This window comes from Pectobacterium aroidearum, assembly GCF_041228105.1.
Taxonomy (GTDB): domain Bacteria; phylum Pseudomonadota; class Gammaproteobacteria; order Enterobacterales; family Enterobacteriaceae; genus Pectobacterium; species Pectobacterium aroidearum.
The window spans coordinates 2,554,667-2,568,595 of the sequence record NZ_CP166097.1 but is presented as its reverse complement, the minus strand read 5'-3'; the positions used below and the strand labels follow the sequence as shown (position 1 = coordinate 2,568,595).

Below are 13,929 nucleotides of genomic sequence, written 5' to 3'. Positions count from 1 at the left end.
GAGCTCTTCCTCCAGTCGCGCACAAGCGCAACGGGCGAAGAGACGAAGTTGTGAGCTGTTCGTAAATATCTTGGGGAAGTAAGGTATCTCGATCCTTAAGAACCGCAGACCTCCCGCTGTCTAATGGTATGTATATTGTGTTCACAATAATCCCTTTGCGGTCATTTTTGGTGTGAGAACAGATTGCGAAAATATGAATTTTCATTCATGGAGATAAGAAATGGTGCTACCCAATCCGGATGTACAAGAATTGATTGGGAACAGTGATGACTAGTCTCAAATACTAACATCAACAAAAATGAGTACAGAGATGATGACCTGCCCCCAGTATTAAACACAATAATCAGTTAGTAATGTCGGTTGATTTACTCCCGTATTCTCCGTTTCGCCATCCCGCTGCAAACTCTGAAGGGGTCTGATAATTCAACGAAGAATGAGGCCGACATTCGTTATAGTCCTGCCGCCATGCGCTTATAATTTCTTTTGCATGAACAACATCGTGGAACCAGTGCTCATTCAGGCATTCATCGCGAAAACGACCATTAAAACTCTCGATAAAGCCATTCTGTGTCGGCTTGCCCGGCTGAATAAGCCGCAGCTCAACATTATGTTCAAAGGCCCACTGATCCAGCGCACGGCAGGTAAACTCAGGCCCCTGATCTGTTCTTATCGTCGCCGGATAGCCACGAAACAGCGCAACGCTGTCCAGAATGCGTGATACCTGAACGCCTGTAATCCCGAAAGCAACGCTGATCGTCAGACACTCCTTCGTGAAATCATCAACGCAGGTCAGGCATTTAATCCGGCGACCACTGGCCAGCGCATCCATGACAAAATCCATTGACCACGTCAGGTTGGGACCTGCCGGACGCAACAGCGGAAGCCGCTCAGTTGCCAGCCCCTTACGGCGCCGTCTGCGTTTTACGCCCAGGCCATTGAGATGATAAATGCGGTAGACCCGTTTGTGGTTAACGCAAAGGCCTTCACGACGCAGAAGCTGCCAGATACGCCGGTAACCGAAACGTCGGCGTTCCATTGCCAGTTCGGTGATACGTGCAGACAGATACGCATCAGTAGCCGGGCGGTGCGCATCATAACGGCAGGTCGACAGAGACAAACCTGTCAGCCTGCAGGCACGCCGTTGCGACAGACCTATTGCTTTGCACATCACTGTCACGGCTTCCCGCTTCTGGTCTGTCGTCAGTACTTTCGGCCCAGAGCCACCTGTAGTGCCTCTTTATCCAGCATGGCTTCGGCGAGCAGCTTCTTGAGGCGGGCGTTCTCTTCTTCAAGTGACTTAAGCCTTTTTATTTCAGGTACTTCCATGCCACCAAACTTCTTACGCCACGTATAAAACGTGGCGTCGGAGATGGCGTGCTTACGGCAAAGTTCGCGGGCGGAAACACCCGCCTCGGCTTCGCGAAGAATATTGATGATCTGTTCGTCGGAAAAACGCTTCTTCATGGGGTTGTCCTCATGTTGCTGATGAAGACATTACTAACATCGTCGTGTGTTAATCAATGGGGAGCAGGTCAATGAGTATTAAATAATACTTAAAATAAAAAAAACATTATATAACAAACAAATAATGCAAAAATCACAATTCAACGTCTAAATAGCTTCTATTGTCTCATGCGATCTCACAGCATCACATGAAGACTAATAAACATTTTAAAATCCACGCAATTGCGTGGATTTTTGTTTTCATGACTCTCATTTCATCTCATAAATGTCCCGTAATGAATCAACGCCGCTTTTCCGCGTTTCGTCTCCCTAGTGCAAAGCACATCATGGGCAGAGGGAGCGTGACAATAAGCAGCATCCATAACAGCGTATACACGGCATCCACCCCGTCATTTTGTAGATTGGTGTACAGCTTGACGGGAATTCCTTGAGGGAAGTAAGCGAAGATCATCACAATACCAAACTCACCGACAGCGCGAACCCATGCCAGGGTTACGGCGGAGGCCAAGCCGGGAAAGGCGATGGGCAGAGCTAGATAGCGAAAGCGGTTCCACGCTGATGCGCCAAGAGTTTGACCGGCCTCGAGGATATCTTTCGGCACCGTGGCAAATGCGGAGCGTGCCACCACAATGAAATAAGGTAGTGAGCCGTATATTTGCGCCAACACAAAAGCCGCCGGGTTGTTGACCAGCGTAATTCCAATTTTTGATACCCACGATCCGAACAGCCCGTATGGCCCCAGCGCGGAAACCAGCAGGATCCCCATCGCCAGTGGTGGCGTGAGCAGTGGGATCATGACTAGCAACTCACCTATCAACCTATATTTTCCGGTGGCCTGCGACAGCCACCAGGAAACGGGTAAGCCGATAGCGACCGTAATGCAGAGCGCTAGTCCGCCTAGCCCCATCGACACGGCAATCGCGTTATCATCTCGCCATGCCAACTGTAAATTGTGCCACGGAGTTACGCTAAGCAGAGTAATAAACGGAAGGCTCAATAGGAGAATAGCAGGCAGGGAAAGCCAGCCAGCTATTCTGCCTGGACGACTTAACGAGCGTATAGGTTGTCCCCTTTAGGCTCCGCGTAGCCGTATTGTTTAAATAGAGCCTGCCCCTGAGCGCTCTGCATAAATTTGACGAATTTCTCCCCCTGCTCAACGCCGTTAGGCGCATTTTTCAGCACGGCAGCGTAGAACACCATTGGTTGAGTATGCAGAACCAGATCTTTGCCTTGGCTGTCTTTGATGGTGAAGCTCACAGTGTCATACCACTGCTTCGCCATCGCCGGATTGCTCAGGTTAATTTCATCCGGCAGCGTCACGTATGGCTGGTGTGCGGAGCGAATTTCGCTTTCATAGCCAGCGGCGGCATCAACCTGCCCGCTTTCAAGACGCGATATCAGACCACCTTCCTGGTGGGTCTGCTGTGGGTTTTGCAGGCTGCCGAGGATCTTCATCGCGATGCCAGGCTGCTGATAATATTTTTCTGCCAACATCAGAGTAAAGACGATGTTCTGGCCTTTTGGATCGACGTACGGGTCGGTACGCCCGAAACTGATATCTTTCTTCGCCAGCAGGTTTAGCCATGAGCCATCGTTTTTCTTGCTGGCTTCGGCAAACTGCTCGCCATATTTGCCTTTCGGGTTGTAGGCAAGCACCATGCTGGTACTGGCAACGGGAACCGCCTCGTCAATCAGCCCAGCATCTTTCAGGATCTGCATTGGACCTGGGTTGATAGAAACAAATACATCTGCCTCAATTTTGTGGCTGGCTAACAGACGAGCCATACCGTAAGCTCCCTGCCCTTGGCCTTGATATTCGCCGCTCTCAGCCTTACTAAAGGCTGGACCGAGACCTTGATCCATCACTTTACCCATTGAGCCAGCATAAGTGACGCGGATATCTTTTGCGAATACTGTTGGTGTGCAAACCATCAGTGCCAAAATCCCGTACTTCATTTTTCCTGAAACCATCGAACTGCCTCATTATGTATTTTTTTACATAACGATTTTTCATCAAAACGAGAGGACGAACAACTCCGGCGAGACGGCCGTTGAGCTTAAGTTGAAAAAATACTCACAGCGAGGTAGTCATGTCATCCCTGTCTGGGCAATCGGTGGGGTTGTTTCTGTCTTACTGACTAAGAAGCTTAAGCGCTTATCATTAGTCTCTTTGGCCAGGAGCGCCCATACAGTCCTCGCATGCTTATTCATCATCCCAAGATTCTGAAGCATGCCGAAATCATTTCAGGCAATCGGGAGGAATATTCATATGCGGCAACACCGATTTCAGAATATCGCCAAAAATAGGCGCCGCTACAGAACCACCAAAGTGGGCTCCGGCCGTAGGGTTGTTTACCAACACCACTAACGCCAGTGTTGGGTGATCCACAGGAACAACGCCGGCCATGTAGTTAACATACCCACCGTCGTATTTCCCCTTCTCCCCGAGTTTTTCCGCCGTTCCTGTTTTTGTTGCCATGCAGTAACCTGGAATTGCAGCCTTGACCCCAGTCCCCCCGGGAAGGACATCACTTTCCATCATGTGAACGACGGTCTTGACGGTATCAGGATCGGCCACCTGAACCCCGGTTACCGGCGGAGTCACTTTGGTGATTGACAGATTTCGATAAAAACCAAAAGCCCCGAGCGTTGCATATTCTCGCGCTATTTGCAGGGGAGTCACGCGCAGCCCATATCCAAACGAAAACGTTGCTCGTTCAATATCGCTCCAGCGTTGTCGGTGAAGAGGAAAGTAACCCACACTTTCTCCGGTCAGACCAAGATTTGTCGATTTGCCGAGACCAAAGTCATGATACAGATTGACCAGTACTGACGCTGGCATGGCCAGAGCGATGTGAGAAACCCCTATATCACTCGATTTTTGCAGGATCCCGGTGATCGTCAGGCGGGGCCAGGCGCCTACGTCACGGATTAAATGCCCGTTAATCTGGTAAGGTGAAGTATTCAGCAACGTGTTAGGTTGAATGATGTGATGTTCCAGACCCGCCAATACCACAAGGGGTTTGACCGTTGATCCCGGCTCAAAGCTGTCATTAATGGCAACATTTCGCATTTCTACAGGCGTTGCCGTGGCAAAATTATTGGGATTAAACGATGGGTAGGATGCCATAGCCAGTATTTCGCCGGTCTCGATTTTAACCAATACGGCGGTGCCAGACTCGGCCTTGTTCAGTAATACGCCCTTTTTCAGGGCAGTATACACGGCGTATTGTTCAAAATTGTCGATACTGAGCTGCACTTGTGGGGTGATCGGTGGCTCATCATCATTACTGACAGAAATCTGGTTCCCCAAAGAATCCTGACGGTAGGTTTTCTTCCCTGAGGCACCTTGCAAGATAGCGTTGTAACTACGCTCAATTCCTTCGACACCATCATTTTCAGCCCCCACAATACCGATCAATGGCGCGGCAGCTTCGCTCGCTGGGTAAAACCGTTTTTCATCATCTTCTTCACTGATGCCAGAAAGATGAAGATTGCTTATGCCTGATGATGTCTCCAGGTCAACATTCTTCTTAATAAAGAGAAAATGCCGTTTGGGATGCTCCAGAATGTCATGATAGATCTCGTCAGGTGTCGTATTCAGCACGGAGGCGAGGTATTGCCATTTGGGGTTTTTAATATCTGGCGATGATTCAATAACCCTGGCAGGGTCGGCAATAATATCCTTGGAAGGGACACTCACCGCTAAAGGATTTCCATTCCGATCGGTGATTGTCCCCCGGTTGGCCGTGACAACGGTGGTGCGCAGAGAGCGTAAATCGGCTTCGTGCTCAAGCATTTTGCTTTTTACTATTTGTAAATCGGCTGTCCTTACAAGCAAAGTCACTAAAAAAACCGCGATACCAGCACACACTAATTGGTATCGGTAAGGATTAAAGTATGTACGAGCATTTTTATTCACATTCTTTTTGTTAACAACAGCCATTAATACAGTCCGATTAAATCCTGTTCAATACTATCCACAGCGTGGATTTAGCCATGTATGCACCTAACATGGCTCTTTTTGCTATAACAACACGAGGGTTGGAGAGGTTTTCACGGCGAAACCCAGTCAACATTGTTCCCGGATAACTGCGCTTCTCCATCCTGAACATCCACCGCCACCTGCTTTTGCCAACCCGATACATAACGGCTCTGTAACCCCGATTTCGCCGTAATATGTACCGATTCCAGATGGATATTCTTTAACGGTGCCTCCGGTAATCCACTTATAATCCCAGCATGGGTTGCACCGCTTGCCTCAATATGTTGAAGGGTAACATCGTGAATGTTGGGAGTGGTGGCGGTCAGCGTCTGGTATTTTATCGGGCTAACGCTGTCAGACGAGTACCCCCCATTGCCACCATAACTGTCGGTGATCACCAGTGGTGTTTTAACCTGCTGCATCGTGACATTACGGATAATCACCGGGCCGATATTTGCGCCACGATCGCGCCCGGACTTAATGCGCACACCGTTTTCGGTACCCGTAAAATGCAGGTCCTGTAGGGTGACCTTGCCAATACCATTAATGGTTTCACTGCCAATTGAGATGCCGTGTCCATTTTCCGACTGAATATGGTCAATAGTGATATCACGGCTTTCTGCATCATCAGCCCGTTTTGCCAGACCCGACTTAACCGAAATGTTGTCATCACCGGTGGAGATATTCAGATGGTGGAGGTGGACCTGACGAGAGGAAATAATATCGATGCCATCGGTATTGGGTGAATCGGACGGATTGGTGATGGTGCTGTTAGTAACTTCTATATGGTGACTGTCGCGGATGACCAGATTCCACATGGGGGAGTTTTCTATCCCGATACCGGAGATTTTCCCCTGTGACACATTGGCAAATTCAATCAGCCATGGGCGTGGCATGCCATTGGCCGTCGGAATGCCTGGATAATGTTGGGTAAACCAGTTGGTATCCCCATGCTTAAGGTGATTACGCGCCTCGGTGGCAAGCGGCCACCAACGCTGCTGCCCCTGACCATCAATGACACCGGGCCCTGCAATCGCAATGTTGTTTACATCTTTCGCCAGAATAAACGCTTCACCTTCATGCGCCGGCGCCGAAATGAACCCCGGTTTAAACGCATCGCCCTGATAACTGGCTGTCAACCGGCTTCCCGCCGCCAGATACAATTCTACATTATCTTTTAATAACAACGGTCCACTTTGCCATACCCCAGCAGAAAGCTCGACGCGGCCACCGCCAGCTTGTGAACATTGGTCAATCGCATGCTGAATAGCCGATGTTGCGAGGGCGTTCCCTTCGCTAACAACCGGAGGGCGGCATACCTGCACGGATGCCTGAGCATCCAATGATAAGAAAGCGAAACTGATACATACAGGCAATAAAGATAACGTCGTTCTCATTGTTTCCACGTTTTCGGGTCAGTAAATTTTCAGGCAACACCATAGAACGTTGATGATTTTCAAAACGTTATTATTCGCAAATAAATATTTTCATTAATGCGACGCTCATAGGAAACGTAGATGAGTATGGTTAGCTTGCCGATCCGACGTTCCTATGTCACTACACTGTGCGTTAAGGCAGAGAGGGAAAATATTCTTCATATGAGTGGATAACATTAAAACGCGCTATTGCCCCTGGAGGAATTTGTCCTGCAAGGTCCAGATGATAGGACGCAATGCACCGACAACCGGATAACCTCCGGTCTGCGGATGATCTGCCAGAAAAAGCACGGGCTGACCACTCGGAGGGACCTGGACAGAACCGGGTACGACGCCTTCACTGGGAAGCTCATGAACAATGGTCCTTTTGATTGGTTGATCAACTGTCAGGCGCATTACAACGCAGTTTGGTTTCGGTGAAACCTTCCAGTTCTTATTTTGCAGTAAATGCGGTGCTTCTGTCGTAAACCAGTCAGTACGCGGACCGAGAACAATATCGAGGACGACTTCATCTCCTGATGCAGGCAAGTTATCAGGAGGAAGTGCAGAGTCAGCAACGGAAGTGAGATGTGTGACGCGCACATGAAGCTTCTGTTGTCTCATGCGATCTCACAGCATCGCATGAAGACTGACAAACCTCAAAAAACCCACGCAACTGCGTGGATTTTTCTTTTCATGGCGTCTCATTTTATCTCATGGCAGTGCAGTCAAAAATGAGACGCGGCTGGTGACTTCACACTCGTTGCGACAGTGACTCAGGGACGTTGACGGGAGTGGGACTTATCACCCGCTTGTGGTAACGGATATGATGATTGTTTTTTGCACTCCCTCCTCGGTCACCTCGAACGAAGAGGAATATAGCGTACCCAGTTTGTTGGCGCTGAGAATAGCCTGGATGTCTATACCTCGACTCGCAAGTTCACTCATTGCAGACGCTGGCAAAATCTGAGCAAGCATGTTTACGGCGAATGCGGGCACACCAAAACTGTTTTCCAGACTTCCAGCAGCGAATTTTTCCACGTTGATTTTTGACACAAGATACTCCTTATGAGAGTGAATAGGCTAACGGCTGAGTAACGAAACAACTCAAATCGCCTCACGACATGGCGAAAACACATCCAGTTCGGGTTGGTATACGCGGCTGTGAACACCAAATAAGCCCAGCATGGAGTGATAAAAATTGTCGTGACTGTAATCTTTGTTGTCCGCGTTATTACGCAGGCAGGCAAGATTGAAACCAGCATCTTGCACAAATTTCGGTGAGAACCACATCACCATGGGCACCTGCGTTTGCTCTTTAGGCGCAATCAGGTATGGAGTGCCATGCAGGTAGATCCCGCGCTCACCTAAGGACTCACCGTGATCGGAAAGGTAGATCATGGCTACATCACGTTGCCCCGAATAGCGTTGCAACAAATCGATGGTTTTACCCAACATCCGATCGGTGTAGACCAGCGTATTGTCGTAAGTGTTGGTCAGCGCTTCGTTGCTGCACTTCTGAATCTGGTTGCTATCACAGGTGGGGCTGAAGATTTTTTCCTGCGCCGGATAACGTTCGAAATAGGTTGGCCCATGACTGCCCAACTGGTGCAGCACGATTAATGCGTCGCCCGACATGGCATCAATGCGTGAACTGAGTTGGTGCAGTAGTACGTCGTCATAACAGGTACCGTCCTTGTTGACGCATTGTTCAGTAATTTTCAGTATCGGCATGTCATCGGTGGGCACGCGCTCGCACACGCCTTTACAACCGCCATTATTGTTGTTTCGCCAAAGTATTTGCACACCGGTGCGTCGCAGGATATCGAGCAGGTTCTCTTCCGTCGCTGCACGTACTTCATCGTATTGCGTACGAGTCATACGGGAGAACATACAGGGCAGTGAAATGGCCGTAGCCGTGCCACAGGATGAGACGTTTTTGAAACTGATGATGTTTTCACGCTGCGACAGAGATGGATTGGTCGCTCGCGGATAACCATTAAGCTGAAAGTTCTGTGCCCGCGCGGTTTCCCCCACCACGGCAATCACGAGTTTGGGCCGCTCCCCGGTCTCAGGGCGCGTGGCATCTTCTGCCACAGTTCGCAACAGCTGAGATGTCGTGCGTTTCAGGTAGCGTTTCAGGTAGCCGTTGGTGTTACGCACAAAATTGAAGGGTAGCACTTGATCCCTGATTTGCAGGTTGTTGCGCAGCAACGAGGCGTAGTCCTTGTAGAACAGCATCGTCACCGCAGCCAGCACGACGAATGTCACCAGTACATTGCCCAGCCACCATAGCGCGTTTTGCAAGGGATGCTCAGTCTGTTTGGTGGGTAAACAAACCATCACCGCCGCAGGTAGCACACCCAGTACAAGAATGGTGAGCAGCAAGGGAATTGAAAAGTACGAGGCGAGTTCTGCCTGATTGGTCTCGAAGACGTTCTGCACCATGCTGCGATCGATCAGCACGTTATAGTTGAACATGAAGTAACTGCAGCTGGCGCTGATGACGACCAATAGTGCCAATAGCGGCTTGCGCACGTAAGGTAATGCCAGAACGGGCGTAAGCAACAGGTTGATAAGACAGAAAAAGAAAACCGGTAGGCTGATGAAAAACAGCAAGCTGTGCAGGCTGTTAATCTCCACTTTGGACCATAGCATTTGCCACAGTCCAACGTTGCCAATGGTGGTAAAGAACAGAGCGGCTACCCAAGTCAGTTGTATCGGGTTGAGCCGCAAGGATGACAGACGTTGAAACACGCGCAATCCCCAATGAGTTGAAAGTGCGCGTAGTATCAAAAAGCGTATGTCAGGAAGTTGTTAGGATATCGATTATCTATTTATAATTTCGATTATTTATCTATAAGTCTGCTTACTATGACACGTCTGCTCATCATCGAAGACAACCCGGAGTTGGTGGCCAACCTATACGAATTTTTCGAGCCGCTGGGCTATGTGCTGGATGATGCACGCGATGGTGCCACTGGTCTGCGTATGGCCACGCAAAATGATTACGACGCCATTTTGTTGGACCTGATGCTACCGCGACTGGACGGCATGACGCTGTGCCGAAAACTCCGCCAGGAATTTCAAAACCCGGTACCGGTGTTGATGCTGACCGCACGCGATCCGATAGATGACCGCGTGCAGGGCCTTGCCCTGGGCGCTGACGATTATCTGGTGAAACCCTTTTCACTCAAGGAACTGGACGCGCGTATCAAGGCACTGGTGCGCCGCTCCCAAGGCCGACAGGTGCAAGGCACGCTAGTCTGGGAAGATCTACAGGTGGACACCCGTGCCCCACAGGCCCAGCGACAGGGCCACACTATCAACCTGACCCCTACCACGCATAAATTGCTGCTGTGCCTGATACGATCCGCACCTGATGTCGTTAAAAAACAGGAGATGGAGTACTTACTTTGGGGCGACGAACCACCTGACAGTGGCGCTTTGCGCACACACATTCATGACTTGCGTCAGCGGATTGACAAAAACTTCACATCTGCGCTGATAGAAACGGTGCATGGCGTAGGTTTACGCCTGCATAAGCCTGAAAAGGCTGCACCGGAATAATCATATAAAGGGCAGAGTAATCATCATGAAATCCATTTACCAACAGGTGACGCTCAAGACGCGCATTATGGTTTCCTTCGTGCTGCTGATGGTAGCCGTTATGGCATTTGTGGTTGTCGCGGATCAACTCGACTACGATGAATTGAGAGCCTATGTGATCTCGGAGAATCTGCGCAACGAGGTGCAGCCTCGGCTGGAGGCTGATATTACCAAAGGCATCACCCCTATCATGCCTGAAGGTAATCTGCTCTATGATGCGCAGAGCGCGCCCGATGTTCTGCGTCAGTACGCACCGGGCTACCACCGCATGGAAAAACCCGCTGGCTGGCACCTGCTTGTGTTTGAACTCAACGATCGGCGCTACTACCTGTTGCAGGATGGTAAGGATTACGAGTATCTGGAGTACATGATTGACGGCTTCGCGCCGCTGGTCATCTTGCTGTGCATTCTGTGTGCGTTCTGGATTGGACGACTGACTTCAGCACGCGTTACCGTTCCCATCACACGCTTGGCCGACGTCGTGCAACGCAAGCAAAAACCCTTCCCTTTTCAGGATTCTAGTGACGAAATCGGCGTGCTCGCGCGCGCATTTGCGCAACACAGCGATGAGCTGGAGCGGTTTCTGCAGCGAGAGCGATGCTTTGTGAGCGATGCCAGCCATGAATTGCGCACACCGCTGGCCATCATTGGCGGTGCGGCGGAAACCATCGTGCACCAATTGCCTACCGGTAGTCACCTGATGCCTAGTGCTGAGCGCATCGTGCGCACTACGCAGGAAATGCAACGCCAGTTGACTTGCCTGTTGCTGCTTTCGCGCGATCCGCAAACCTTACCTCTCGCCGACGTGCCTCTACGTCCATTGTTCGAGGAATGCATCACGCGTTGCCACCCCTGGCTGGCGAAAAAGCCGGTGGCACTCACACTGGATGTCCCGCAAAACGTCCATGTGCACACCAATGCCGAACTGGCGCGCAGTGTGGTCTGGAATCTACTGCGCAATGCCTGCCAGTACACGGATGAAGGCGAAGTGCGCATTGCCCTGCATGGCACAACTCTGATCATTTCTGACACCGGGCCAGGCCTGCCGCCCAGCATCGACCCGCAGCAATTTCAACGTTTTCTGCCTAGCTCACGTGAAAGTGGCGAAGGGCTTGGCTTATCCATTGTGCAGCGCATCGTGGAGCATCTGGGGTGGAACATGGCGGTCGAAAGCTCAGAAAAAGGCTGCCGCTTTACGCTGGAAATGCGCTGCGCGGCATAATCGGGAATGGCGGTATTTATCAAAAGTGGTCTGTTTCCACCTATCTCAACGTCTATCCAGACGGGTGGGAGCAGCCATTCTGTTTGTCACTCAACACGGGTCATTTCATTAATAACCCCGAATAACGCCTACGTATTATGTTTGCAGCACAGTGATTCCCGCTCATACGAACCTTAGTGCTACCACCACTGACTAAACGACTGCTGCGGGTTATCAACCTGAACACGTTCACCAATGCGCGGCGTCATCAGCCGCCAGTCCTGATTTTCACTCGCCTGCGAAATACGCTCCAACGGATCGTTCCAGCGGTGGTGCGCCAACTTAAATTTGCTGTTATGGCTCGGTAGTACCGCTTTAGCCCGCAAATCATTGGCAGCCAGTGCGCTCTCTTCCGGCGTCATGTGCACATGAGGCCAGTCCCGATCGTATTGTCCGCATTCCAGTATCGCGATATCGAACCCGCCCAGACGCGCGGCGATCTCTTTGTAGTGTGCGCCATAGCCGCTGTCCCCGCCGAGATACAACCGATGCTGTCGCGTGATCAACGCAAACGATCCCCACAGCGTTTGGTTATGCTTGAGGAGTCGGCCGGAAAAATGCTGTGTCGGCAGCACATGAATTTCTATCCCGTTCTCTTTCAGGTTGCTGAACCAGCCACCTTCCGTAATATCTTTCTGTGGGAAACCCCACTTTACAAAATAGGAACCCACACCGGTTGGCGTGACGATGCGGCGTATTTTTCCGCGTAGCGCATTCAGAGTGGGGTAATCCAGATGATCCCAGTGATCGTGGGTAATCAACAGATAGTCGATTTCGGGAACGTCTTCCGGTGAATACACATTGCTGCCTTTGAAGGCGATATTAGTACGCGGCACTGGTGAAGCGTTGTCGCTAAATACCGGATCCAGCAGGAAAGTTTTCCCTTCCAGTTGAATAAAATAGCTGGAATGTCCCATCCAAATAATGACGTTTTCCGTTTTACTTAACTGATGCAGATCGGTCTTTTCCGACGGCAGGCGGGTATCGGGCAATGCACCAGCATCTTTCTCAAAAAGAAAGCGGTACAGCAGAGCCCAGCGGTTCTGACTCGCCACCGTTGGGCGGGCGACCGGGTTATGAAACGCACCATCGCGAAAGAGTGGGTTTTCCGGTTGGGGTTCTACCTCTGGTGACACATATTGTGGCTGCTTTAACCAGCCGTAAACGACCACTGCAATCACAGCCAAAACGAGTAACAAAAGCATAAGGTTTATCCGGTGTCGTTTCGTGATGAAAATTGTTTGTAATGCGTACGTTTTCGTAATGATAATTTCAGGTATCGGCTCTCTGGCTCCGGCAGTTATGCATGAACGCCAGGAATCTGGCAAGAGCGTATCAAGGGATTTTTGGTGCAAAAAAAGCGAAGGCGCGCTCGTCTTCGCTTTTAGGGTCTGATGAGTCTGTCACCGTGACGCCCGTTCTGGTGCGTCAGGCCTGATTATTTTTTCAGCGCCAGCAGCGTTTTTCCCATCCCGATAACGAACTCATTCTGCTGTCCGATAACCTTATGCAGCCCGGCTTCATCCTGAATATTTTCGACCGTATTGATGGCCTGCACTTCCAGCACGCGCCCTTTAATCAGCGTCGAACACAGCGAATGCAGGACCTTATTGTTCAGAATCGTTTGTAAGCAGCGAAAAGGCGTCGCATCGTCAATGTTCCCCGCGCGCTGATCGGGTTTGATAAGCTGGCGCAGCATCTCTTTTTCCGTGCTGGCGATTACCGCATCCAGATCGCTGGGCGTCGAAGCGATGGGAATCGTGCCCTTGCTGTTTGGCGGTAGCATATACAGTGAAACCAGCGCCTTATTGCCTGTCGTAGGATCGACATATTCGGTCTGCACCATGTGGTTTGCCGCATCGACCACTTTTTCTCGCTGAATCATGTTCAGCAGTTGCGCAGGTAATGCATCGGTCAAATCCTGCGTGGTGTAGCCGACGAACAAATCGGGATCTTTTGTCTCTGCGACACCGTACAACGGCAGCGCCAGTAACAGTCCCACAATCCCTTTCTTTATCACACTGATTTTCATTATATTCCTCGACGATTCATTGTGTGCATTCCCCTATCCCACCACGCGTTATTCTTAGTACGCTAACGCGGATAACCTCTGGCCTTTTTACCACGTTTACGCACAGCAACGCATTCTACAACTACAGGAAAGAATAGCATTTTTTATACAAAAACTTGTTGTC

At 50.4% G+C, this 13,929-nt stretch carries 13 protein-coding genes; 3 read left to right on the top strand and 10 right to left on the bottom strand.

Annotation, left to right across the window (positions count from 1 at the left end):
- Positions 1 to 343 precede the first annotated feature (343 nt).
- The 8 genes from AB8809_RS11745 to AB8809_RS11710 form a co-directional block, all read right to left on the bottom strand.
- A protein-coding gene (locus AB8809_RS11745) for an IS3 family transposase (RefSeq protein ID WP_349855655.1) occupies positions 344 to 1,464 on the bottom strand; the annotation gives its coding sequence in 2 pieces (ribosomal slippage) (positions 344 to 1,206 and positions 1,206 to 1,464; 1,122 coding nt in all).
- Between the two features lie 280 nt (positions 1,465 to 1,744).
- Positions 1,745 to 2,497: an ABC transporter permease subunit gene (locus AB8809_RS11740; RefSeq protein WP_349856471.1), complete on the bottom strand. Its 753-nt coding sequence runs from the start codon at positions 2,495 to 2,497 to the stop codon at positions 1,745 to 1,747.
- Between the two features lie 14 nt (positions 2,498 to 2,511).
- Complete coding sequence (locus tag AB8809_RS11735; protein ID WP_349856472.1) at positions 2,512 to 3,420, bottom strand: extracellular solute-binding protein; 909 nt, start codon at positions 3,418 to 3,420, stop codon at positions 2,512 to 2,514.
- Between the two features lie 283 nt (positions 3,421 to 3,703).
- On the bottom strand, positions 3,704 to 5,410 hold the full coding sequence (locus tag AB8809_RS11730; RefSeq protein ID WP_349856438.1) for a penicillin-binding transpeptidase domain-containing protein: 1,707 nt from the start codon (positions 5,408 to 5,410) through the stop codon (positions 3,704 to 3,706).
- Positions 5,411 to 5,520: 110 nt separating this feature from the next.
- Positions 5,521 to 6,846 (bottom strand): glycosyl hydrolase family 28 protein, encoded by a 1,326-nt coding sequence (locus AB8809_RS11725; protein ID WP_349856439.1) that lies wholly within the window; start codon positions 6,844 to 6,846, stop codon positions 5,521 to 5,523.
- Between the two features lie 225 nt (positions 6,847 to 7,071).
- Complete coding sequence (locus AB8809_RS11720; RefSeq protein ID WP_349856440.1) at positions 7,072 to 7,488, bottom strand: hypothetical protein; 417 nt, start codon at positions 7,486 to 7,488, stop codon at positions 7,072 to 7,074.
- 180 nt (positions 7,489 to 7,668) lie between these two features.
- Positions 7,669 to 7,920 (bottom strand): hypothetical protein, encoded by a 252-nt coding sequence (locus tag AB8809_RS11715; protein ID WP_015840356.1) that lies wholly within the window; start codon positions 7,918 to 7,920, stop codon positions 7,669 to 7,671.
- 51 nt (positions 7,921 to 7,971) lie between these two features.
- Positions 7,972 to 9,621, bottom strand: coding sequence for a phosphoethanolamine--lipid A transferase (locus tag AB8809_RS11710; RefSeq protein WP_349856441.1), 1,650 nt, complete (start codon positions 9,619 to 9,621; stop codon positions 7,972 to 7,974).
- A gap of 117 nt (positions 9,622 to 9,738) precedes the next feature.
- Here AB8809_RS11710 and AB8809_RS11705 point away from each other — a divergent pair, with 117 nt between their 5' ends.
- Together AB8809_RS11705 and AB8809_RS11700 are read left to right on the top strand one after the other, a co-directional pair.
- The gene (locus AB8809_RS11705) at positions 9,739 to 10,434 is read left to right on the top strand and encodes a response regulator transcription factor (RefSeq protein ID WP_180778987.1); all 696 of its coding nucleotides are present in this window, start codon (positions 9,739 to 9,741) and stop codon (positions 10,432 to 10,434) included.
- 25 nt (positions 10,435 to 10,459) lie between these two features.
- Positions 10,460 to 11,695, top strand: a complete 1,236-nt coding sequence (locus AB8809_RS11700; RefSeq protein WP_349856442.1) for a HAMP domain-containing sensor histidine kinase — start codon at positions 10,460 to 10,462, stop codon at positions 11,693 to 11,695.
- Between the two features lie 179 nt (positions 11,696 to 11,874).
- Here AB8809_RS11700 and AB8809_RS11695 read toward each other — a convergent pair whose 3' ends face one another.
- Positions 11,875 to 12,939 carry an MBL fold metallo-hydrolase gene (locus tag AB8809_RS11695; protein WP_349856443.1) on the bottom strand — a complete coding sequence of 355 codons (1,065 nt, stop codon included), beginning with the start codon at positions 12,937 to 12,939 and terminating at the stop codon, positions 11,875 to 11,877.
- Positions 12,940 to 13,040: 101 nt separating this feature from the next.
- Between AB8809_RS11695 and AB8809_RS11690 the strand changes: the two genes are divergently transcribed.
- On the top strand, positions 13,041 to 13,172 hold the full coding sequence (locus AB8809_RS11690) for a hypothetical protein (RefSeq protein WP_349856444.1): 132 nt from the start codon (positions 13,041 to 13,043) through the stop codon (positions 13,170 to 13,172).
- Here AB8809_RS11690 and AB8809_RS11685 read toward each other — a convergent pair whose 3' ends face one another.
- Positions 13,173 to 13,766 carry a hypothetical protein gene (locus tag AB8809_RS11685; protein WP_349856445.1) on the bottom strand — a complete coding sequence of 198 codons (594 nt, stop codon included), beginning with the start codon at positions 13,764 to 13,766 and terminating at the stop codon, positions 13,173 to 13,175.
- Positions 13,767 to 13,929 lie beyond the last annotated feature (163 nt).